Here is a 21,773-nt window from a genome sequence, read left to right as displayed (position 1 = left end):
GGGTATCTGTGCACCGGCGCGTTAGACCGACAGCGTGATCGCCTTTGCCCGGGTATAGGCATCGAGACCTTCGAGACCCTTTTCCCGGCCAAAGCCCGATTTGCGATTGCCGCCAAAGGGCAGTTCAATGCCGCCGGCCCAATAGTCATTGACCGTAACCTGACCGGCGTCAATCCGGCGCGACAGGCGCAGCGCGGTTGAAATGTCCCGGGTGTAGATCCCGGCGGCCAGGGCAAAATCGGTGCCATTGGCCAGCGCGATCGCCTGATCCTCGTCCTCGAAGACCTGCACGCCAAGCACCGGCCCAAAGATCTCCTGCTGGATCGCCGGGTCCTCTGCCGGTAGCCGATCCAGGATCGTCGGTTCAAAGAACCAGCCGGTGCCGGTGTCGCGATCGCAGGCGGGGTTGCCACCGCAGAGGATCTCTGCCCCGCGGGCGCGGGCGCTGTCGAGATGGGCGGTGATGGCGGCCAGGTGGCGGTCCGAGTTCACCGCCCCCATGTCGGCGTTGCGCAGCCCATGCCCGAACCGCAGCGCCTGCGCCTTGGCGACCAGCCGCTCCAGCACCGGCGCGTGCAGATCGCGGTGGATCACCAGCCGCGAGCCCGCAGAGCAGATCTGGCCCGCATTGGAGAAGATCGCCCAGAGCGCCCCCTCGGCGACCGCCTCGGGGTCGGCATCGGCGCAGGCCACCAGCGGGGATTTTCCGCCCAGCTCCAGCGTCAGGCCGGTGACATTCGGGGCCACCGCCTGCATCACGCCGACGCCGGTTGCCACCGAGCCGGTAAAGGTCACGTGACGCACGCGCGGATCCTGGACCAGCGGCGCGCCCGCCTCTTGGCCGGTGCCCGTCACCACATTCACCACCCCCGCCGGAACCCCGGCGCGGATCAGCAGTTCGGCAATCATCAGCGCCGTATAGGGCGTGGTCTCTGCCGGTTTCACCACCGCCGAGCAGCCCGCCGCCAGCGCCGGGGCAATGCCCCGCACCAGGGTCGAGGTCGGATAGTTCCACGGCACGATATGGGCGGTGACCCCCACCGGTTCGCGCAGGGTGAAGGCGGCATTGTCATTGCCCAGATTGACGCTGCGCCCGTCGAGCTTGTCGGCGGCACCGGCGTAATATTCGAACAACCGGGCAGAGCCCGCGATGTCGCCCTGCGCCTCGGCCAATGTCTTGCCGCTGTCGAGGCTTTCGACAACCGCCAGCCGGTCCGCCTCTGCCCGGATCAGCCGCGCCACCTCCATCAGGATGGCGCAGCGCTGCGCCGGTGGTGTCTCGCGCCAGATCGCAAAGCCCCGGGTGGCGCTGTGCACCGCGTGGTCCACATCGGCCGCCGTGCCCGCGGCAAAATCGCCAAAGGGCACGGCGCGCCCGGGATCGTAGCTTTGCATCCGGGCCCCGCCTGCGGGGGCGGTGAATTGCCCGTCGATGAAGTGATCGCGGGGCAGGTCCGGCAGGGTGCCGGTGGCAAAATAGGTCGAAATCAGGTGATCGGCAGTCATTGGCCGTCCTCGCTGCATTTATAGGTGGATTTGGCGAGCCACTCGGGACAGATCTCCACCCCCCAGCCGGGGGCATCGGAGACCTGCGCCTGACCGTCGGTGATCTGATAGGGATCGTTCACGAACAGCTCGCGTTGCCAGGGGTAGTAGTCGTCCCCCTCGATGGAGAATTCCAGATAGCGGCCCGGATTGGGCACCGCGCGCAGAAGATGCATGGTGAAGAGCGTCACCAGCGACAGGTTGGCCGCATGCGGCGTGCAGGGCAGCCCCGCCGCGTGGCCCATGCGCGCCACATCCATGCTGCGCACCATGCCGCCAAGATAGAGGATATCCGGCTGGATGATGTCGACCACGCGGTTCTCGATCATGCGTTTCCAGTGCTGGAGATCGCAGTCCTGCTCTCCTCCCGCCACATCGATGCTCAGGGCGCGGGTGACCTCCTGCGTCTGCTCCTGCTCCCAATAGGGGCAGGGTTCCTCGAAGTGCTCATAGCCGTTGGCCTCCAGCATGCGCCCGACCTCGATCGCGCGGGCGGGGCTGAAGCCCGAGTTGCCATCGACCAGAAGCGCGGCCTCCGGTCCCATGGCCTGGCGCAAGGCGGGGATGATCGCCTCGGTGCGGCCGTCCCATTCGTCGCGGTCCTGTCCGCATTCCGCGCCGACCCGGACCTTGAAGGCATCAAACCCGTATGCATCGCGCAGCCGCTGCATACGTTCAGCCTCCGCCTCGGGGGTGATGTCGCGCCGCATCGAGGAGGCATAGGCCCGCACCGGACCGCTCGATCCGCCCAAGAGCTCCGCCACCGGTTTGCCCTGTGCCTTGCCGCGCCAGTCCCAGACCGCCGTATCCAGCCCCGCCATGGCGCGACGCAGGTAGGTGCCGGGGAATTTATGTTCGCGCAGCGGGATCTCGGCGATCACCGCCTCCAGCGCATCCATGCCCCGGCCCAGCGCCCAGGGGGCCACCTGGCGGTGCAGGATCTCGCAGGTCAGGTCGCTGTTGTAGGTCGAGACCTGCCCCCAGCCCTGGGTGCCATCCTCGGCGGTGACACGGACAAAGCCGATCAGCGGCGTGCAGAAGGTCTCGATCCGGGTGATGCGCGGGCCGGTGTCGGCGTCGCCGCGCGCAAAGGTCACCGGCACCGCGCCGGATGTGGAATAAGGCGTGCTCATGCATCCTCCAGAATAAGGTCGGCGGCCCGGTGGGCCAGCATCATGGTCGGCGCATTGGTGTTGCCCGAGGTGATATTGGGAAAGACCGACGCATCCACCACCCGCAAGCCCGCCACGCCGTGCACCTTGAGCCGGGGGCAGACCACGGACTGCGCCGCCTCCGCCCCCATGCGGCAGGTGCCGACCGGGTGGAACACGGTGCCGCATCGCGCCCGGAAATCGGCCAGGATCTGTTCCGGCGTCAGGCCGCGCAGGTCGGGCTCCATCGGGCCTTCGATCAGGCGCGTGATGGCGGTGGTCCGGGCCAGGCGCTGGCACAGCAACCCGCCCGCGATGACCTGCGCGCGATCTTCTTCGGTTGCCAGCGAGTTGGGGCGGATGCGCGGCGGCGCCTGCGGGTCGTTGGCGCTGATGTCGATCCGCCCGCGGCTGGTGGGGCGGGTGGGCTGAAACCCGATGATAAAGCCCGCAAAGGGATCCGGCTGCACCACGGTGCGCGTGCCGTTTGGCGTTGTCGTATAGGTCACCGGGTTGAAATAGAGCTGCTGATCCGGCGCACTCAGGCTGGCGCCGGACCGGAAATAGCCGCCGCACTGGTTGACCGACAGCGACAGCGGCCCGCGCCGGGTCAGCGCATATTGCAGCGCCGCGCGGATCTTGCCGTGCAGCGGGCGCAGCTGGTTGTTCAACGTCGGCTCGGTGGCGCGAAAGTAGTAGTTGACGCCGAGGTGGTCCTGAAGATTGCCGCCCACATGCGGCGCATCCAGCAGCGGCGTGATCCCATGGGCGCGCAGCTCCGACGCCGGGCCGATGCCGGAGAGTTGCAGCACCCGTGGCGAGGTCACCGCCCCGGCGGACAGGATGATCTCACGTCCGGCGCGCAGACTCTGGCGGCGCCCCTTGTGGCGGATCTCGACCGAGGTTGCGCGCAGGCCGTCAAACCCGATCCGCTCCACCAGCGCGCCGGTCATCAGGGTGACATTCTCCCGCTTCAGCGCCGGGCCAAGATAGGCGCGGGCCGAATGCATCCGCCGCCCGCCGCTGGTGTTGATGCGATAAGTCGCCGCCCCTTCATTGCTGTCGCCGTTGATGTCGGCGGTGCGCGGCAGGCGCAACTCCTCTGCCGCCTGGAAGAAATGCCGCGTCGCCGGGTGGATCTGGTCCGAGACATCCTGCACATGCAGGGGCCCCTGCCCCTGTCGCGCCCCGCAGGCGCTGACACGGGTCTCCATCTGCTCATAGGTGCTGCGGGCCGCCTGCCAGTTCCAGCCGGTGGCGCCGGCGGCCTCCCAATCGTCAAAATCACGCGGCAGGCCACGGGCGTAGACCAATGCGTTGATGGCGCCGGATCCGCCGACGACCTTGCCGCGCGGCCAGTAGCCCCGGCGTCCGCCCAGGCTGTCCTCGGGATCGGTTTCGTACTTCCAGTTGACCGCCGGGTTGAAGAAGGTCTTGCCATAGCCCAGCGGCAGCGCAATCCAGGGGGTGCGGCCGCGCCCGCCCGCCTCCAGCACCAATACGCTGTGACGTCCGGAGGCGCTCAGGCGTTCTGCAAGCACACAGCCCGCCGATCCCGCGCCGATGATGATGTAGTCGTAGGTTTTCACGGTCTGGTGCCTGCTCGATGTCGCGTCACAGCACCGTTACAAACCACCCGTCAAAATCCAAAACGAAAAAATATTCGTCATATCCTTAAAAAATTTCGCAGACCTGTTATGCTCCCGCCATGTACAAGGAATTGCCCCCTCTGCCCTGGTTGCGCGCCTTTGATGCAAGTGCGCGGCTCGGGACGTTCACACTGGCCGCCGAAGAGCTGGGCCTGACCCCCTCTGCCGTCAGCTATCAGGTGCGCGGGCTGGAGGCGCATCTGGGCCACATGCTGTTCAGACGAGAGCGCAAATCCCTGTATCTGACCCGCCTGGGTCAGGCCTATCTGCCCGTGGTGAGCAAAGCCTTTGGCGATCTCGAGGCCACCACGTCGAACCTGTTCGGCATGGGCGCGGAGCGGGAGGTGACCCTGCGCTGCCTGAGTTCGCTGAACCTGTTGTGGCTGGTGCCCCGGCTGGCGCAATTCCGCGCGCAGAACCCCAACAGCCGCCTGCGGGTCCTGTCGGCCTATTGGGCGGAACTGGCCAGCGGCGAGGATATCGACATCGACATTCGCTATGGGGACGGCAGCTGGTCGGACGGCGAGGTGATCCCGCTGATGCACAACGAGATCATCGCGGTCTGCACGCCGGAGCAACGCGGGGATGGCAGCCTGCAAAGCCTGGCGCAGGGCCCGCTGATCGAAGTGACAGGGGTGATTGACACCTGGCACCATTTCTTTGCCCTGCACGCCCCCGATTGCCCGGTGCCCGCCCCCGCCTACCGGGTCGACCAGTCGCTGATCGCCCTGGAACTGGCGGCGCAGAACCTGGGCGCGGCGCTGATTGCCGATGTCTTTGTCCAGCCCTACCTGGACCGCGGCACGCTGGTGCAGGCCACGGAGCAGAGGCTGCCTGCGCGGCAGGGGCATTATCTGGTGCTGCCGGCGGGGCAGAACCACCAGCGACCGGAGGTCACCGCGCTGATTGAATGGCTGCGCGAGGTGGCGCGACCTCCGGCCTCCGGCGCCGCCTGACCCGCCGCGCAGCCTGGCTTGTTCGACCAGCGCGAAACGGGGCCGCCGCCCGCGCCCGAACAGCATTAGGCGCGGCTCATGATAGCATTAGGAAACGCCCCCTTCTTGGGTCCCCGCCTCCGGTTCTAATGATCCGGCAGCGGACAGGATTGCACGAGGAGGACCCCGCCATGACCCTCAGAATCACTCTGGGAGACCTGTTGACCGAACGCGCCGCGATGTTTGCGGATCGTCCGTTTGTGACCCAGGCCGAGACCGGGCGCAGCATCACCTATGCGGCGTTTGAACGTCTGACCAACCGCATCGCCCATGGTCTGCTGGCGCAGTTTGGCGCGCAGCTCGGTCATGGCGCGATCCTGCTGGAGAACAGCATCGAGTATCTGGCGCTCACCTATGCGCTGAAGAAGATCGATGTGATCGAGGTATCGGTCAACCGGGCCATGCGTGCCGCGCCGCTGGCGCGCATGATCAGCCAGACCGGCGCGCCGGTGCTGTTCACCTCTGCCGCCCATCTGGAGGCGCTCGACCAGATCCGGGATCAGCTGCCGCATCTGCGTTGCCTGGTGATGATGGATGGCGCGGAGGACGCCCGGCGCCGGTTTCCACAGCTGGAGGTGCGGGCCTTTGCCAGCCTCTTGTCGCAAGAGACCTCTCATATCACCGCCGCCGCCCGCGACACCGACACCGCCACCATCCTGTTCACCTCCGGCACCACCGGGACCTCCAAGGGCTGCATGCTGTCGCATCGCTATGCGGTGCGCACCGCCGAGAACATGATCGCCCCCTTCCGGGTCACGGAGGCGGATTGTGTCTACGCGCCCTATCCGCTGTCCCACATCGGGGCGGCCTATTACGATATTCTGACCACCCTGATGACCGGCGGGCATGTGATCCTGCGGGACCGGTTCAGCCTGTCGAACTTCTGGACGGACGTGAACGACTATGGCGCCACCTGGTTCATGATGCTGGGATCGGTGCAGCAGCTGTTGTGGGCCAACCCGCCGTCAGAACTGGAAAAAACCCACCGGATCAGCCGCTGCTGGGCGACGCCGGCGCCGGTGCCCAAGGCGGCGTTTGATGCCCGTTTCAACACCCATCTGATCCCCGGCGGCGGCTATGGTTCCACCGATGCGGGCTGGGTGGTGGTGCCGCAATGGGACCACCCCGGCGGATTGGTGCTGTCGCATTTCGAGGTGGAGATCCAGGACGATCACGGCGAACGCCTGCCGGCGGGCAGCCCCGGCCATGTGGCGGTCCGCCCCAAGGAGCCCGGCGTGATGGCAGACGGGTATTTCGGCATGCCGGAGCGCACGCTCGACAGCCGCCGCAACCTCTGGTTCCAGACCGGCGACATCGGCCGCATGGATGACGAAGGCCGGTTCTATTTCCTGCATCGCGTCAGCGAGCGCATCCGGGTCCGGGGCGAAATGGTGTCCGGCTACGAGGTCGAAGAAGGCATCCTCAGCCACCCATCGGTGCAGGATTGTGCGGTGATCGCCGTGCCCGGCACGATGGGAGAAGAGGACATCAAGGCCTTTGTCACCGCAAAGGACGGCCACAGCCTGGATCTGGAGGCGCTGCGCAGCCATTGCGCGGGCCGCATGGCAAAATTCATGGTGCCCTGTGAATTTGTGCAGCTGGAGGAGATGCCGCGCACCCCCACCGGGAAGCCGGAAAAAGGCGTTCTGGCCCGCCTCTGAGAAGGGCAGGCCGCGCACCGCCCGGAGCATGTCACCCCGGGCGGTGCCGGGATCAGGCGTCGCGCTCCATGATCCATTCGACCTCCGGCGCGGCGACAAAGCGCCATTTGCGCAAGGGGCCTGCCATGACGTTGAGGTAATACATCTCGAAACCGTAGGGCGCGCCGCAAGGGTGGTGACCGCGCGGCACCAGTACCACATCGCCATCCGCGACCGCCATGGTTTCATCCAATTGCCCGTCATCGGTATAGACGCGCTGGATGCCAAAGCCGCTGGCCGGGTTCAGGCGGTGATAATAGGTCTCCTCCAGATAGGTGATCCGTGGGAAGTCATCCTCGTCGTGGCGGTGGCTGGGGAAGGACGACCAGTGGCCGGCGGGGGTGAAGACCTCGGTGACCAGCAGGCTGTCGCAATAGTCCTCGTTCTCCATTGCGATATTGTTGATGTAGCGGGTATTGGTGCCCTTGCCGCGCTCTGTGAGGGTGATGCCATCAGGGCCGATCCGGCGCGCCGCATGGCCGCCCTTGCCCGGTGCGGAGCAGACCGCGATGGTGCAATCGGTGGTGGCCTCGGCGCTCCAGTCGCTGCCATTGGGCAGATAAAGACAATGGGGCGGGGTTTTCTCAAACACCGACATGCGCGCGCCCAACTCGCCCCAGTCCTGGCCTGCGCCGGTCAGGTTGGCTTTGCCTTCCACCATCACGAGGATCACCTCGCGGTCGCCGGTGACGTCCGCCACCCTGTCGCCCGCGCGCAGACGGTGCAGGGCAAAGCCCACGTAGCGCCAGCCTGCACTTTCGGGGGTGATGCGGTGCACCTCGCCATGGGTGCCAAAGGGTTTTTGCAGCAGATCGCTCATGGGTCTTGCCTCCTGTTGTTGGGGCGCGGGGATTAATCCGCAACCTCCAGCCCATAGCGCGCGCAGAGGTCGCGAATGGTCTGATAGCCCAGTTTTGAGGCCGCATAGGGCGCGACCTTGGCGGGGTCTTGTTCGGCCTCGACCACGATCCAGCCCTGATAGCCCATTTTGGCCAGACGTTCGGTCACGGCGGCAAAATCGATGGACCCTTCGGCATCCCCCGGCACGGTAAAGGCCCCGGCGATCACCGCATCCAGAAAGGACCAGTTCTCGGCGCGGGTCTGTGCGGCGATATTGGCGCGCAAATCCTTATAGTGGACGTGGTGGATGCGGTCGCCCCATTTGTCGAGCGTGCCCAGCAGATCGCCGCCGCCAAAGACCAGATGGCCGGTGTCATAAAGCAACGTCACCTCGAGGCTGCTGGCCTCCATCAGCCAGTCGATATCCTCCTGATCCTCGATAAAGGCCCCCATGTGGTGGTGATAGGCCAGTGGCAGGCCTTTGTCGGTCATCCACTTGGCCAGTTCAGAGAGCTTGGCCGCATAGGCGCGGACGTCGTCGCGGGTCAGCTTGGGGCGGTTGTTCACCGGGGTCGTGCGGTCGCCCTGCACGGTGTTGGAGCATTCCGCATAGACCAGACAGGGCGCGCCCAAAGCGGCGAATTGCTCGACCTGCTCTGCGATGGCGGCTTTTTCGGTCTCGACGTCATTGACCAACAGGTTGCCAGAGCACCAGCCACCACAGAGCGAAATGTCGTATTCGTTCAGATACTTGCGCAGCCCTTCGGTGTCCTGAGGCATGCGGCGGCCACGTTCGACCCCGGTATAGCCGATCTCGCGCGCTTCGCTCAGGGCCTGTTCCATCGTGTAGGCGGCGGTGAGGTCGGGCAGGTCGTCGTTCTGCCATGCGATGGGGGAGATGCCGATCTTGACGCTCATGGGCGGTGTCTTTCGTTGTGGGCGCATGTCCGCGCCTGATCCAAAATTGGGGCCTTTCCGACGCGCGGGAGGACGCACCCCGGAAAGGCAGGCCACGGGCGTCAGTTGAGCGCGCGGGCCTTGATCTGTTTTTCATATTCGGCGCGTTTGGCGCGCACCTCGGCCCGCTCGGACACTTCGGGCACCGCCACGTCCCACCAATGGCCGCCATCGGGGGTCGAGGGGTAGGGATCGGTGTCGATCACCACCACAAACGGCCCTTTGGCGGATTTGGCGCGGCTCAGGGCCTCTTCTAGTTCCGCAATGCTGCTGACATGCACCGCCGCCGCCCCCATGGATGCGGCATGGGCAGCAAAGTCGATGTTCGACGGCGTCACGTGATGGGAGTGGTCGAGGAGGTTGTTAAACTCTGCCCCGCCGGTGCCCATTTGCAGCCGGTTGATGCAGCCGTAGCCCCGGTTGTCGGTGATCACCACGGCCATGTCGATGCCCAGCATCGCCGCCGTCGCCAGTTCCGAGTTGGCCATCATATAGCTGCCGTCGCCGATCATGCAGACCACATCGCGATCTGGCTGCGCCATCTTGATGCCCATGGCTCCGGCGATCTCATACCCCATGCAGGAATAGCCGTATTCCATGTGATAGGCCCCGGGGCGCGGGGCTTTCCAGAGTTTGTGCAGTTCGCCCGGCATGGTGCCCGCGGCGCACATCACCACCGTGTCGGGACCGGAGGCCCGTTGCACCGCGCCGATCACCTGCTGGTCGGTCGGCAGTTGGATGTCCTCGCGCGGGGCGGCGGTGAGCGGGTCGACGGCGCTGAACCACGCCTCCTTGAGGGTGGCGGAGGGGGCGGCGAATTGCAGATCGCCAAGCGCCGCGCCCAGCAGCTCTAACCCGACGCGGGCATCACAGCACAAGGGCTCTGCGCCATGTTTCATTGCGTCATAGGCGGCAACATTGAGGGAGACGAGCGTGCGGCCCGGGTTCTGGAACAGGTTCCACGAGCCGGTGGTGAAATCCTGAAACCTTGTGCCCAAACCCAGCACCAGATCGGCCCCGGCGCAGACCTCATTGGCAGAGCCCGCACCGGTCACCCCTACGGGGCCGAGGTTCAGCGGGTGATCCCACGCAAGGGCGGATTTGCCCGCCTGGCTTTCCACAACCGGGATTTGATGCGCCTCGGCAAAACTTTGCAGCGCGGCGCAGGCGTCTGCGTAATGTACGCCTCCCCCGGCCACGATCACCGGAGATTTTGCGGCTTTCAGCAGGTCGGCGACCCGCGCCAGCTCGCCCTCATCCGGGCGGGGACGGCGGGTTTGCCAAATGCGCGGCGCAAAGAAGGCCTCGGGCCAGTCATAGGCCTCGGCCTGCACGTCCTGACAGAAGGACAGGCAGACCGGGCCGCAGTCTGCCGGATCGGTCATGGTGCGAAAAGCGCGCGGCAGGGCAGTCAGCAGCTGTTCGGGGCGCATGATGCGGTCGAAATAGCGCGTGACCGGTTTGAAACAATCATTGGCGCTGGTGGTGCCATCGCCGAAATCCTCGATCTGTTGCAACACCGGGTCGGGGCCTCGGTTTGCAAAGACATCGCCGGGGATCAGCAAGAGCGGCAGCCGGTTCACATGCGCCAGCGCCGCCGCCGTCACCATATTGGTGGCACCGGGGCCGATGGAGGAGGTGACCGCCATCGCTCGTTTGCGCGCGGACTGCTTGGCATAGGCAATCGCCGCATGGGCCATTGTCTGCTCATTGTGGCCGCGATAGGTGCGGAATTCGTCGCGCGCGCCGTGCAGCGCCTCGCCCAGACCGGCCACATTGCCATGGCCAAAGATCGCCCAGATCCCGGCGAGGAAGGGTTCGCCCTCCTCGTTCAGTTGTGCGGCGATATATTTCACCATCGCCTGCGCTGCGGTTAGCCGGATCGTGCTCATTGTGCCGCCTCCATTGTGCGTGCGCGTGCCTGCGCCCAGACATCGCAAAGCCGGGCGTAATTTTCTGTCATGCGCCCCACGGCGCTGTCGTCGTCAATGCGGCCCGCAAACCAGTCACGGGCCACATCGCCAAAGATCGTCCGTCCGACGGCAAACCCTTTGACCAGCGGGAAGCGCACGGCGAGCGCGAAGCTCTCGCGCAGCTCGTCCTCCGGGGCGTCCAGACCCAGCACCACGATACCTCGGGTGCGTTTGTCGTTGCGTTCGATCGCATCGCAGCTTGCGGCCCATGCGGCCTCGGAGCGGAAGGGTTCGAGCTTCCACCAATCGGGGTAAATGCCCGCATCGTACACGCGCTGGATGACATCTGGCGTGGTTTTATCGTCAAAGGGGCCGACCTTGGAGGGGATCACCTCCAGCAGGAATTCAAGCCCGTTCCGGCGGCAGGACTGGAACACGCGGGTGATGGTGGCGATCTGGTCGGCCCACATCGCGTCGTCATCGTCGGGATGCGGGAAGCACAGGCATTTGACCACATGTTCGCCGGGCCATTCCTTCAGCCCGCCTGCATCCTCGCCCACCTGCGGTTCCAGCCGCAAGGGGCGCGAACCGGGCCATTCCACCGGGCGACCGATCCACAGACCCTGCCCCGCTGCCGCATAAAGCGCGCGCGCGCCAAGGCGGCCATCGCAGAGGATGCCGTGACCGGGGCGGCCAGCGGCCTGTGTAACGGCGGCCCTGAGGCAAAGCTCCTTGAACGCGCCGATGCGCTCGGGCGTGGCGCCGTCCATCTCTTCCATCTGCATGCGGTGATCAAAGGCAAAGACCCGCAGATCGTCCCAGTCACGCTTGCGGGTGGTGGACCAATGGATCTGCTCCAGCGCGGTGTCGTTGCGCAAGGCTTTTTCCACCACGCCGCGCTGGAGGAAGAATTGCAGCTCTTCCCAGCTGGGATAAGCGGGGGTGCAGCCATGACGGCTGACGGCAAAGGCCCCGCAGGCATTGGCGTATTTGAGCGAGGTGGGCCAGTCTTCGCCGTCGAGCCAGCCCTTTAAGAGACCGGACATGAAGCCATCGCCCGCGCCGAGCACATTAAAGACCTCGATGGGAAAGCCGGGGCCGCTTTGACCCGCGTCCAGCCTGTCCGGGATCGCGCCGGTGAAGGCCACCGCGCCATCGGCACCGCGTTTGCACACCAGCGTCGCCCCCGAGACCGCGCGCACGGCGCGCAGTGCTGCGACGGTGTCGGTGGTGCCGCCTGCGATGTGGAATTCCTCTTCGGTGCCGACGATCAGGTCAAACAGATGCAGGGTGGATTGCAGTTTTTCCGTCACCGCTGCTGAGGCAATAAAGCGGTTTTCACCGTCGCCGTGACCGGATAGCCCCCAGAGGTTGGGGCGGAAATCAATGTCCAGCGCGGTCTGCGCGCCGTGTTTGCGCGCGAAGTCCAGCGCTTTCAGCACTGCCGCCTCGGTCTGCGAGTTCGACAGATGGGTGCCGGTGGCGACTACGGCGCGGGCGCGGGCGATGAAGCCTTCGTCCACGTCCTGCGCGCTCAGCGCCATATCGGCGCAATTCTCGCGGTAGAAAATCAGCGGGAACTGGTCCTCATCGCGAATGCCGAGCAGCACAAGCGCGGTCAGCCGCTCCGGGTCGGTGAGGACGCCGGTGACGTCGACGCCCTCCTTCACCAGTTCCTCGCGCAGGAAACGGCCCATATGCTCGTCGCCGACTTTGGTCAGCAGCGCCGAACGCAAGCCCAGACGCGCGGTGCCCGTTGCCATATTGGTGGGGGAGCCGCCGACGTATTTCTCGAAACTGCGCATGTCCTCCAGACGGCCACCGACCTGCGCGCCGTAAAGGTCGACGGACGAACGCCCGATGGTGATGAGGTCCAGATCCTTGGTCATTACACAGTGCCCCCGAGCGAGCCTTCGAGCTGTGCCATTTCCTGACCACCCGCCATGAGATCCTGCAGCTCCTCCGGTGTGATCTCGCCGCGCTGAGCGGTGCCCAGCGTCTTGCCGCGATTGAGCACGGTGAACCGGTCGCCCACGGCCAGCGCATGGCGCACGTTGTGACTGATGAACACCACGCCGACGCCTTGTTTGCGCACCCGGTCAATGGTGGCGAGCACATTCGAGGTCTGCCGCACGCCAAGCGCCGAGGTGGGCTCGTCCAGGATCAGCACCCGCGCGCCGAAATAGACCGCGCGCGCAATGGCAACCGTCTGGCGTTCGCCGCCCGAGAGCGTGCCGACCGCCTGATCGGGGCCGCGCAGGTTGATGCCCATCTTGCGCATCTCCTCCACGGTGGTCTGGTTCATCATCTCGATGTCCATGCGGCGGAAGGGTTTGGAACCCTTGAGCGGCTCTCGCCCCATGAAGAAATTGCGCGTCACACTCATCAGCGGGATCATGGCAAGATCCTGAAACACCGTGGCAATTCCGGCCTCCATCGCATCGCGGGGGCTGTCGAAATTCATCGGTTGCCCGTCGATGGTGATCGCGCCCTTGGTGGGTTTGTGCACGCCCGACATGGTCTTGATAAAGGTGGATTTGCCCGCACCATTGTCGCCAAGCAGACAGTGGCATTCGCCCGGTTTCACATCAAAGCTGACACCGGCAAGCGCGATGATATTGCCGAAATGCTTTTCGATGCTCTGCATCTCGATGATCGGCTTGGCCGCGTCCTGCGGGCTGCCGTGATGAAAAGTCGTGTCTTCGGTCATCTGCTGGGTCATCTCAGCGTTCCCCCGTCACGCGCTTGCGGATGTAGTTGTTGAACAGAACCGCGATCAGCAGCATGCCGCCCAGGAAGATCTGGAACCAGTCCTGATCGAAGTCCGTATAAGTGAGACCGATGGTGACCATGCCAAAGATGATCGCGCCAAAGAATGCGCCGATGGCCGATCCGTAGCCGCCGGTCAGCAGACAGCCGCCAATCACTGCGGCGATGATGGCCTCGAACTCTTTCATGAAGCCGCGGCGGGCGTCGGTCGATCCGGCATCCATCACGGTGATGATCGCAACCAGCGCGCCACAGAGCGCCGTCACCATAAAGAGCGAGATCTTCACCTTGCGCACCGGCACACCGGAATTGGACGCCGCGTTGCGATCGCCGCCCGAGGCAAAGATCCAGTTGCCCTGCGGAGTGCGCAGCAGCACATAGGTCGCCACCAGCGCCAGCGCGATGAACCAGAGGATTTCCACCGGGATGCCGGGTACTTTGGGGGTGCCGTTCTTGAAGGTGTCGATCAGGCCGATCTGGGCAAGCCAGGCAAAGATCGGGCCGAATGCGTCGCCAGAGAACATGGGCGCAAGCCAGTCGCCCTCAACCGCATCGCGCACGCCGCGCAGCTGGGTGGAGCCGCCAGAGGCCAGTTTCAGCCCCACCAGCGACGCGCCGCGCAGGATGAACAGGAAGGCGAGTGTGACGATAAAGGACGGCAGGCCGGTTTTCAGAACGATCACGCCATTCACCGCGCCAAGCCCAGCCGCCACCGCCAATGTCAGCGGGATCGCGAGGATCAGGGGCAGGCCGAGGGTCACGACGCAAGCGCCAAAGATCAGACCCGCAAAGGCCACCATGGAGCCGATGGAGAGGTCAAATTCACCGCCAATCATCAGCATCGCCGCCCCGATGGCGAGGATGCCGAGCTGCGCCGCAGGGGTCATGAAGTTCATGATGCCCGAGAGCGTGAACATGGTGCTGTCGGCAGTGAACAAAAAGAATGTGGTGACAAGAATGACACCGGCGATGGCCCCAAGCTCCGGGCGCTTCATCAGCCGCGCGCCAAAGCCTTCTTGTTTCAGGCGTTCGTCGGTGACGGTTTGGGCCGTGTCGGCCATGGCGTGATCCTCCCTTGGGGACAAAGAAGGGCCGTGGCGCGGCGTTTGCACCACGGCCCCAAATGCGATTTAGCGTTTTAAGTGCGTGGCTTAGCGGATGCCTTCAGCACTCAGCTCGACCACCTGGGCAGCTTTGTCCTGGGTGATCAGGTTGGGGCCGGAGGGCACATTGCCGCCGGGGATCAGCCCGAATTTTGCGTTCAGCGCCAGGAAGGACACCGGCAGGTAGCCTTGCAGGAATTGCTGCTGGTCGATGGCAAAGGCGGCCTCCCCCTCGGCAACGCTTTCAAGGAAGCTGGCCGACAGGTCGAAGGTGGCAACGTTGACTTCGCCGGTGCGGCCAACGGCGGCAACAGCGCGGATCGCCGGCTCACCCACCAGGGAGGCACCAAGGCCCATCACCGTGTCGATGTCGGGGTTGGATTCCAGCGCCGCCTTGACCTTGGCTTCGACTTCGGCCGGGTCATTCTGGGTCGGGATCACCTCGACAGAGCCGCCGAACCCGTCGGAAAAGCCCTGACAGCGCAGATCGAGCGCCACGTTGCCGACTTCCTGGTTGACGCAGATGCCGACAGTGCCGCCCATGGAGGCGAGCTTTTCACCGGCGGCCTTGCCTGCGGTGTATTCGTCCTGGCCAACGTGCAGCAGCGCGCCGAGATCCTTGGAGACGTCAGAGCCGGAGTTCATCGAGATCACCGGAATACCGGCCTCGACCGCGCGGCGGATCGAGGGCGACAGCGCGTCGGCGTCGGGGATGGAGACCACCAGCCCGTCGGGTTCCTGATTGACGGCGGCGTCGATCAGCTGGCTCATCTGCACCATGTCAAAGGTCTCGGGCGAGCGGAAATCGACGTTGGCACCGGAATCCGCGGCGGCCTTTTCCACGCCGTTCTTCACCACGGACCAGAACGGATCATTGGCCTGACCGTGGGCGACCACGATGATGTCCTGCGCCATGGCGGGGGCTGCGACGGCCATCCCGGCGACAACAGCTGCGGTTTTCAAGAATTTTTTCAATTTGTCCTCCCTTAGACAAAGCCCGGTTTCCCGGATTGCAGGCCCCTCGATGCGCGGTTGCGCCGGAAGGGCTTCGGTGCGACCGGCCTCCCACCGGTCAACGCAAAACGATGTCGAATCGCGCTTATGGAACATTTATTCCGTTTTGGAGCGAACCTGTCAAGATTCGTGTCGCTGCGATCCGACCAGAACCGCGAGCGTCGTGGTCAGCGAGATGGAGGCATTCAGCGCCCGGAACCCCGCCACCTCATGTTCGTGCACGATGAGCACCTCGCGGGCGAAGTCGAACAGCGGGCATTTCTCGGAATCGCTCAGCCCGTAGACCGGAACGCCCCGCTCGGCGGCCCCCCTGGCCTGCTGGATCACATCCTCGGAAAAGGGCGCGAAGGTCACCGCAAACAGCGCATCATCGGGCGTCATCAGAGGGGTATTGTCGAGCTGACCAACATCGGAATGCAACAAGGCAGGCACATCCATCTTGCCCAGCAGATAGGACATATTGCTGACCACGGCAAAGGCGCGACGCATACCCAGAAGATGCAAAATTCGCCCCTTGGCCAGCCCGCTTGCAACACTGTTAAGCCCCTCATTTGCAACAGAATTGCCAAGCGACAGCAAGGACTTATGCCCCGCCTCGGCAAATTCGCCCAACAGCTGCCCACTGCCCTGCGCCACGTCGGGGCGCACCTGAGCGAGACGCTGCTCATAGTCGGGGCGGAAAGAGGTGTACTGCACCCGAAACAGCCCCTGCATCTCGGAATAGCCGCTAAAGCCGATGGCCTGGCAGAACCGGATATAGGCAGAGGGCGCGACGCCCGATGCCTCCGCCATGTCAGAGACGGTGGAGACCGCCACAAGATGCAGATGCCGACGGGTGAACGACGCGCATTGCTTCAACCGTTTCGGCAGCTCATCCATCATCCGGTCCAGCCGCTCGATGGTTTCGCTGATATTGACGGGCGGCGTGGCGACAGCTTCGTTCTCGCGCATTTAATGTCCTCTCTCTTGACAGGGTCACTGTAATCGCTCATCACCGAAATTGGAATGAAAATTCCATAAGGGAGGATTTCGTGACTCTAGGTCTTGGTTTGATCGGAACCGGCTTCATGGGCAAGGCGCATGCGCTGGCCTATGGCTCTGCCGCGGCGGTATTTGGGGATCTGGCGCCGGTGCGTCTGGCGCAATTGTGCGACACGCCCGCACAGAAGGCACGCGATCTGGCGGCTCAGTTCGGGTTTGCCGCCGCCACCGACGATTGGCGCGCCCTGATCGCCAGTCCGGAGGTCGATATTGTCTCCATCACCACACCCAATGCGCTGCATAAGGAGATGGCGCTGGCGGCGATTGCAGCCGGGAAACATGTGCATTGCGAGAAACCTCTGGCGCTGACGCTGGAGGATGCGCAGGAGATGGAAGCCGCGGCGCGTGCCGCCGGGGTGCGCACAAAAGTGGGGTATAACTACATTCACAATCCCGCCGTCAGCCATGCCCGCGCATTGATCGCCTCAGGGGTGATCGGAAAGCCTGTGCATTTTCGCGGCTGGGTGGATGAGGACTATCAGGCCGACCCGGACCTGCCGTGGACCTGGCGCGCCACCCGCGCGGATGCGGGGCTTGGCACGCTCGGCGATCTGGGCTGTCATCTGGTGTCGATGTCGCATGTGCTGATGGGCGAGATCGAGAGCCTGATTGCCGATACGCAGATCATCCATCAAACCCGCCCTCTGCCCGATGGAAGCGGCCGCGCGGCGGTGGAGAACGAGGACACCGCCTCGGCCATCATCCGCTATCGCAACGGGGCGCAGGGCACGCTGTGCACCTCGCGCTCGGCCTGGGGGCGCAAGAACAAGCTCGACTGGGAGGTGCATGGCACCAAGGGTATGATGACCTTCAGTCAGGAGCGGCTGAACGAACTGAAGCTCTATGTCAATGAAGGTCCGCGCGCGCAGCAGGGGTTCCGCACCATTCTGACGGGGCCGGAGCATGCACCCTATGGGGCCTTCTGCCCGGCACCGGGGCATCAGCTGGGCTTTGGCGATCTGAAAACCATCGAGGTTGCGGGGTTCCTGCGTGCCATTGCGGCGGGCGAGGAGAGTTTTCCCAATTTCACCGACGCGCTGGAGTTTGAGCGCGTCATCCATGCTATCGACACTTCGGCCCGTGAGGGCCGCCGCGTCACCCTGTGACGCCAGCACAAAAGGAATACGCCTATGAAAGTCGCATTGTTTGGCGCGGGCCGCATCGGCAAGGTCCATGCCGCCTCGATCAAGATGGATCCGCGCTCGGAGCTGGTTGCGGTCACTGACGTTATGGCCGAGGCCGCCGAGGCGCTTGCACAGGAGCATGGCATCGCGGCGCGCACACCCGAGGAAATCTTTGCCGATACAAGCATTGACGCGATCCTGATTGCCTCCTCGACCAACACGCATTCCGACCTGATCGAGGCGGGCGTGAAGGCGGGCAAAGCGATCTTTTGCGAAAAGCCCATTGATTTGTCGCTGGAGCGCGCGCTTCAGGTCCGCCAGATTGCCGCCAGCCACGACAAGCCGATGATGATGGGCTTCAACCGGCGCTTTGACCCGAACTTTGCCGCCGTCAAGGCGGCGCTGGACGCGGGCGAGGTCGGCAAGGGCGAGATGCTGGCGGTGACCTCCTATGACCCGGCGCCGCCGCCGGTGAGCTATATCAAGGTTTCTGGTGGTCTGTACCGGGACATGATGATCCATGATTTCGACATGTGTTCCTTCCTGTTTGGAATGCCGGTGAGCGTGATGGCGCATGGGTCGTGCCTTGTCGATCCGGAGATCGGCGCGGCGGGCGATGTCGACACCGCCGTGGTGGTGCTGACCTATGCGGACGGGCGCATCGCCACCATCCGCAACTCGCGCCGCGCGCCCTATGGCTATGACCAGCGGTTGGAGGTCCTGGGCTCTGAGGGCACGCTCGCGGCTGAAAATGAGGTTGAAAATACCGTGGTGAAATCGACCACCGCCGGGGTGCAGTCGGCCAAGCCCGTCTATTTCTTCCTTGAACGCTATATGCGCGCCTATGCGATCGAATGGTCGGCCTTTGTCGATGCGGTGGTTGCGGGCACGCCGGTGCCCGCATCGATACAGGATGGCGTCAATGCGCTGGCGCTGGCTGAGGCTGCGAACCGCTCGCTGGCCGAGGGGCGTCCTGTGGCGATTACCTCCGATCTGATCGGGGGCTGATCCATGGCGTTTACCCTTGCCGCCTGCGCCGAGATGCTCTGGCAGGACAAACCGGTCGAGTGGCGCTGCACGCAGCTGCACGAGATGGGGTTTCAGGTTGGGCTGTGGAACTGGCCCGACCATGATCTGAACACGCTTGAGGCCTCTGGCGCGGTGTTCTCGATCATGAATGGCTACCTTGAGGGGCGGCTGTCGGATGATGCGGGTGCGGATATGCTGCTGGCCTCGGCCCGGGAAACGGCGCTGGTGGGCAAGCGGCTGGGCGTGGCGCGGCTGAACCTGCATGGCACCGGGCTGGGGGAGGGCGGACGGCCAAAGCTGGCCGAAGTGGCCACGCCGCTGAAATGGGTCAAAGCCATCGACACGCTGCATCGGATCTGTGATCTGGCCGAAGAGCTGGACGTGCAGTTCACGCTGGAGAACCTGAACCTGCCGGTGGACCACGCAGGCGTGCCTTTCGCGCGGGCCGAAGAGACGTTGGCCTTGGTCTCGGCGGTGAACCGGCCGCAGCTGCGCCTGAACCTCGACCTTTATCATGCGCAGATTGGCGAGGGGAACCTGATCGAGCTGTGTCAGGCGTGCCTGCCGTGGATCGGAGAGATTCAGGTCGCCGATGTGCCGGGGCGGTGCGAACCGGGCACGGGCGAGATCAACTACGCCGGGGTTGCGCGCGCCTTGCAGCGCATGGGCTATGACGGCCCTGTGGCGATGGAGGCCTTTGCGGCGGGCGATGAGCTTGCGGCGCTGGATGCGTTTCGCGCGGCCTTTACCGTCGCCGCCTGACCCCATCAGATTGCGCCGCCCGCCGTCACCTCGGCGGGCGGCGCTGTGCTATTGCAGCTTGGCCCAGAACAGCTCCAGGTGGCGGCTCATGATCTCGTCAAAGCGGCCGCTCTCGCGCAGTTTGCGCAGCCCCGCGTTGACCCGATAGAGATGCGACGTGCCGCGCCAGTGAGTTTTTGAGATGACCACATGCATGCCGGTTTCCGACAGCTGCTTCTCAAGCGGCTCCACCGTGCCGCGCAGCCCCTCGGCCACAACGGCCTCTGCGCCGACAAAGAGATTCATCGCCGCCGCATCCACGCGACCCTCGGCCACCATGCGCATGCAGTCTCCGGGCGTGTCCGGCTGCAACAGGGTGATCTTTTCCTCGCTGAGCCAGCGGCGATCCGCGCGGTCGAGGTCAAAGGTGTAGAACCCTTTGGGCCGGCAGAGCGTCTTGCCCAGCACATCGGCATCACTGGCATAGACCATGTCGCCGCCGGTGCGCGCAAACAGCATGATCGGCACCACCACAAGCGGATCGGAGAAGTGAAACCTGGCACAGCGCTCGTTGTCGGGCGTGGCCTCGCAATCCGGCTTCACCCAGGGGAAGCCCATGTCGAATTCCTTGCCGTCCAGCATCGGAAACAGGTGCTGGCTCCAGTCGTTCTCCCAGGTCACCGCATAGGGCACCGGCGAGGGCGCCAGTTCCAGCGCGGCATTGACCAGTTCGGTGATCATCCCCTGCCCCGGCAGGCTCTGATCGGTAAAGGGCGCGTAGTTGCCTCCGGTCAGCAGGTTCAGCTCTGCGGTGGGTTTGCGCAGTGGCGTGGCGTCCGCCTCCACCGCATCCGGCGGACAGGGGATATGGAGCGTGCGCCCGGGCACCGTCGACGGCCCCACCAGTTCGCCCTGGTTGCGGTAGTAGATCAGCGTCCAGCGGTTGCGATCACCGTAATGCGCCTCGGCGATGGTAAAGAGGTTGTCGCCCGGCTGGACCACATATTCCACATCGCAGATCGCCAGCGCGGCAGAGGGGACCAGGCCGCACAGCAGCGCCAGCCGCCACAGCAGCGGTATCAGAATGCGTTGCATCACCATCCCCCGATCAGAACCCGGCCCAGACGCGGGCCAGGTGATCTTCGACGATCTTCTGATAGGAGCCATCCTCGCGGATGCCGCGCAGACCGTCGTTGACGATGGCCAGCAGCTCCTGCGCCTCGGGGTGGGATTTATGCACGACCACATGGTGCGACTGGATCGAGATCGGCTCCGGCACCACCTGGATGCGGTCGGCGACCCCCATTTCCTTCATCTTGTCCCGGCCGGTGAATTCATTCAGCACAACACCGTCGGCGCCGCCTTCGAGCACCAGATCAAAGCAATCTCCGGGCGTTGCCGCCACAACCAGGGTGATCTTCTCCTCGCGCAACCAGTTGCGGCCGTTTTCGTTGAAGATCGAAGTGTCATATCCCTTGGGGCGGCAGATCGACTTGCCGAACAGATCCTCATCGGATGCAAAGCTCACCGGACGGCTGGCATCGGCGAACATCAGCGTCAGGGTCTCAAACAGCGGGTCGGAGAACAGCAGGTTCTTGCAGCGGTAGTTGTCGGGCAGTTCGGTGCAGTTGGGCTTGTACCAGGGGAAGCCCACATCCAGCAGCGCATTGGACAGCAGCGGATCAAAATGCGCCGCCCAGTGATCCACCCAATGGATGGCAAAGCCACGCTCCGGGTTGGCCTCGGTCATCGCCGCATTGACCAAATCGGTGAGCAAACCGCCGTTGTGCAGCTCCTTGCCGGTGAAGGGTTCGAAATCATCCCCGGTGAGCAGGTTGATCTTGTGGCGCACCGCGGCATTGCCCGCCTCGATCCGGATCGGCTGCGCGGCCACCGGCGTCGCATCCTGCAACGCGCGCCCCCCGGCCAGCCCCAGCGGCAGACCATTGACGCAGGCCAGATCCAGCTTCATCCCGACGCGGATCGCGCTGGGTTTCGGGCCGATGGCGTCGATATTGCGATTGTGGATGATGCTCCACATGCCGGCGTTCTTGTAGAGCTTGTCGGCGATCACCGAGAGGCTGTCGCCCGGCTGTACGGTATAGACGCCACCACAGGTTTCGGCTGCGGCCCCATGCCCAAGAACAGAGGCCAGCCCCAGCGCGGCAGCTGCGATCAGTGCTTTCATGTATCCCCCCGAAG

At 64.6% G+C, this 21,773-nt stretch carries 18 protein-coding genes; 5 read left to right on the top strand and 13 right to left on the bottom strand.

Annotation, left to right across the window (positions count from 1 at the left end):
* Positions 1-21: 21 nt before the first annotated feature.
* From ACXAF5_RS02610 to ACXAF5_RS02600, 3 genes are read right to left on the bottom strand one after another with little or no spacing between them, the layout of a single operon-like run.
* Positions 22-1,506 (bottom strand): aldehyde dehydrogenase family protein, encoded by a 1,485-nt coding sequence (locus ACXAF5_RS02610; protein WP_474945440.1) that lies wholly within the window; start codon positions 1,504-1,506, stop codon positions 22-24.
* On the bottom strand, positions 1,503-2,678 hold the full coding sequence (locus tag ACXAF5_RS02605) for a mandelate racemase/muconate lactonizing enzyme family protein (protein WP_474945439.1): 1,176 nt from the start codon (positions 2,676-2,678) through the stop codon (positions 1,503-1,505). The genes ACXAF5_RS02610 and ACXAF5_RS02605 overlap by 4 nt, the downstream gene beginning before the upstream one ends.
* Positions 2,675-4,285, bottom strand: a complete 1,611-nt coding sequence (locus ACXAF5_RS02600) for a GMC family oxidoreductase (RefSeq protein WP_474945438.1) — start codon at positions 4,283-4,285, stop codon at positions 2,675-2,677. The genes ACXAF5_RS02605 and ACXAF5_RS02600 overlap by 4 nt, the downstream gene beginning before the upstream one ends.
* A 119-nt stretch (positions 4,286-4,404) precedes the next feature.
* Here ACXAF5_RS02600 and ACXAF5_RS02595 point away from each other — a divergent pair, with 119 nt between their 5' ends.
* Together ACXAF5_RS02595 and ACXAF5_RS02590 are read left to right on the top strand one after the other, a co-directional pair.
* Positions 4,405-5,301, top strand: a complete 897-nt coding sequence (locus tag ACXAF5_RS02595; RefSeq protein WP_474945437.1) for a LysR substrate-binding domain-containing protein — start codon at positions 4,405-4,407, stop codon at positions 5,299-5,301.
* 170 nt (positions 5,302-5,471) lie between these two features.
* A complete protein-coding gene (locus tag ACXAF5_RS02590; RefSeq protein ID WP_474945436.1) occupies positions 5,472-7,001 on the top strand; it encodes an AMP-binding protein in 1,530 nt (509 codons plus the stop codon).
* A 52-nt stretch (positions 7,002-7,053) separates the two neighbouring features.
* Here the strand turns inward: ACXAF5_RS02590 and iolB are convergent, their stop codons facing one another.
* The 8 genes from iolB to ACXAF5_RS02550 all read right to left on the bottom strand — a co-directional run bounded on the left by iolB (position 7,054) and on the right by ACXAF5_RS02550 (position 16,587).
* On the bottom strand, positions 7,054-7,860 hold the full coding sequence (gene iolB, locus ACXAF5_RS02585; RefSeq protein WP_474945435.1) for a 5-deoxy-glucuronate isomerase: 807 nt from the start codon (positions 7,858-7,860) through the stop codon (positions 7,054-7,056).
* Between the two features lie 32 nt (positions 7,861-7,892).
* A complete protein-coding gene (gene iolE, locus ACXAF5_RS02580; RefSeq protein WP_474945434.1) occupies positions 7,893-8,798 on the bottom strand; it encodes a myo-inosose-2 dehydratase in 906 nt (301 codons plus the stop codon).
* 101 nt (positions 8,799-8,899) lie between these two features.
* Complete coding sequence (gene iolD, locus ACXAF5_RS02575) at positions 8,900-10,729, bottom strand: 3D-(3,5/4)-trihydroxycyclohexane-1,2-dione acylhydrolase (decyclizing) (protein ID WP_474945433.1); 1,830 nt, start codon at positions 10,727-10,729, stop codon at positions 8,900-8,902.
* Positions 10,726-12,639: a bifunctional 5-dehydro-2-deoxygluconokinase/5-dehydro-2-deoxyphosphogluconate aldolase gene (locus ACXAF5_RS02570; RefSeq protein WP_474945432.1), complete on the bottom strand. Its 1,914-nt coding sequence runs from the start codon at positions 12,637-12,639 to the stop codon at positions 10,726-10,728. Before ACXAF5_RS02570 ends, iolD begins: the two co-directional genes overlap by 4 nt.
* On the bottom strand, positions 12,639-13,460 hold the full coding sequence (locus ACXAF5_RS02565; RefSeq protein WP_474947784.1) for an ATP-binding cassette domain-containing protein: 822 nt from the start codon (positions 13,458-13,460) through the stop codon (positions 12,639-12,641). The genes ACXAF5_RS02570 and ACXAF5_RS02565 overlap by 1 nt, the downstream gene beginning before the upstream one ends.
* A 13-nt stretch (positions 13,461-13,473) precedes the next feature.
* Positions 13,474-14,580 (bottom strand): ABC transporter permease, encoded by a 1,107-nt coding sequence (locus ACXAF5_RS02560; RefSeq protein ID WP_474945431.1) that lies wholly within the window; start codon positions 14,578-14,580, stop codon positions 13,474-13,476.
* A gap of 90 nt (positions 14,581-14,670) precedes the next feature.
* Positions 14,671-15,597 (bottom strand): sugar ABC transporter substrate-binding protein, encoded by a 927-nt coding sequence (locus tag ACXAF5_RS02555; RefSeq protein ID WP_239360773.1) that lies wholly within the window; start codon positions 15,595-15,597, stop codon positions 14,671-14,673.
* Positions 15,598-15,756: 159 nt separating this feature from the next.
* On the bottom strand, positions 15,757-16,587 hold the full coding sequence (locus ACXAF5_RS02550; protein ID WP_474945430.1) for a MurR/RpiR family transcriptional regulator: 831 nt from the start codon (positions 16,585-16,587) through the stop codon (positions 15,757-15,759).
* A gap of 80 nt (positions 16,588-16,667) precedes the next feature.
* On the opposite strand from ACXAF5_RS02550, the gene ACXAF5_RS02545 reads away from it, so the two are divergent.
* From ACXAF5_RS02545 to ACXAF5_RS02535, 3 genes are read left to right on the top strand one after another with little or no spacing between them, the layout of a single operon-like run.
* Positions 16,668-17,783 carry a Gfo/Idh/MocA family protein gene (locus tag ACXAF5_RS02545; RefSeq protein WP_474945429.1) on the top strand — a complete coding sequence of 372 codons (1,116 nt, stop codon included), beginning with the start codon at positions 16,668-16,670 and terminating at the stop codon, positions 17,781-17,783.
* A gap of 24 nt (positions 17,784-17,807) precedes the next feature.
* Positions 17,808-18,809 carry an inositol 2-dehydrogenase gene (gene iolG / locus ACXAF5_RS02540; RefSeq protein WP_474945428.1) on the top strand — a complete coding sequence of 334 codons (1,002 nt, stop codon included), beginning with the start codon at positions 17,808-17,810 and terminating at the stop codon, positions 18,807-18,809.
* 3 nt (positions 18,810-18,812) lie between these two features.
* Entirely contained in the window at positions 18,813-19,592 is a 780-nt protein-coding gene (locus ACXAF5_RS02535) for a TIM barrel protein (RefSeq protein WP_474945427.1), read from the top strand.
* A gap of 48 nt (positions 19,593-19,640) precedes the next feature.
* On the opposite strand, the gene ACXAF5_RS02530 is transcribed toward ACXAF5_RS02535, so the two are convergent.
* Entirely contained in the window at positions 19,641-20,666 is a 1,026-nt protein-coding gene (locus ACXAF5_RS02530) for an ABC transporter substrate-binding protein (RefSeq protein WP_474945426.1), read from the bottom strand.
* Between the two features lie 13 nt (positions 20,667-20,679).
* On the bottom strand, positions 20,680-21,759 hold the full coding sequence (locus ACXAF5_RS02525; RefSeq protein WP_474945425.1) for a peptidoglycan-binding protein LysM: 1,080 nt from the start codon (positions 21,757-21,759) through the stop codon (positions 20,680-20,682).
* Positions 21,760-21,773: the final 14 nt, after the last annotated feature.

It is taken from the genome of Epibacterium sp. ABV4_022 (genome assembly GCF_056159345.1).
This window is presented reverse-complemented; position numbering and strand designations above follow the sequence as displayed.

Bases quoted from the DNA above. Each gene is read 5' to 3' on its own strand.
- ACXAF5_RS02610 (WP_474945440.1), bottom strand. From the start codon at position 1,506: ATGACTGCCGATCACCTGATTTCGACCTATTTTGCCACCGGCACCCTG.
- ACXAF5_RS02605 (WP_474945439.1), bottom strand. From the start codon at position 2,678: ATGAGCACGCCTTATTCCACATCCGGCGCGGTGCCGGTGACCTTTGCG.
- ACXAF5_RS02595 (WP_474945437.1), top strand. From the start codon at position 4,405: ATGTACAAGGAATTGCCCCCTCTGCCCTGGTTGCGCGCCTTTGATGCA.
- ACXAF5_RS02590 (WP_474945436.1), top strand. From the start codon at position 5,472: ATGACCCTCAGAATCACTCTGGGAGACCTGTTGACCGAACGCGCCGCG.
- iolB (WP_474945435.1), bottom strand. From the start codon at position 7,860: ATGAGCGATCTGCTGCAAAAACCCTTTGGCACCCATGGCGAGGTGCAC.
- iolE (WP_474945434.1), bottom strand. From the start codon at position 8,798: ATGAGCGTCAAGATCGGCATCTCCCCCATCGCATGGCAGAACGACGAC.
- iolD (WP_474945433.1), bottom strand. From the start codon at position 10,729: ATGAGCACGATCCGGCTAACCGCAGCGCAGGCGATGGTGAAATATATC.
- ACXAF5_RS02570 (WP_474945432.1), bottom strand. From the start codon at position 12,639: ATGACCAAGGATCTGGACCTCATCACCATCGGGCGTTCGTCCGTCGAC.
- ACXAF5_RS02565 (WP_474947784.1), bottom strand. From the start codon at position 13,460: ATGACCGAAGACACGACTTTTCATCACGGCAGCCCGCAGGACGCGGCC.
- ACXAF5_RS02560 (WP_474945431.1), bottom strand. From the start codon at position 14,580: ATGGCCGACACGGCCCAAACCGTCACCGACGAACGCCTGAAACAAGAA.
- ACXAF5_RS02550 (WP_474945430.1), bottom strand. From the start codon at position 16,587: ATGCGCGAGAACGAAGCTGTCGCCACGCCGCCCGTCAATATCAGCGAA.
- iolG (WP_474945428.1), top strand. From the start codon at position 17,808: ATGAAAGTCGCATTGTTTGGCGCGGGCCGCATCGGCAAGGTCCATGCC.
- ACXAF5_RS02535 (WP_474945427.1), top strand. From the start codon at position 18,813: ATGGCGTTTACCCTTGCCGCCTGCGCCGAGATGCTCTGGCAGGACAAA.
- ACXAF5_RS02530 (WP_474945426.1), bottom strand. From the start codon at position 20,666: ATGCAACGCATTCTGATACCGCTGCTGTGGCGGCTGGCGCTGCTGTGC.
- ACXAF5_RS02525 (WP_474945425.1), bottom strand. From the start codon at position 21,759: ATGAAAGCACTGATCGCAGCTGCCGCGCTGGGGCTGGCCTCTGTTCTT.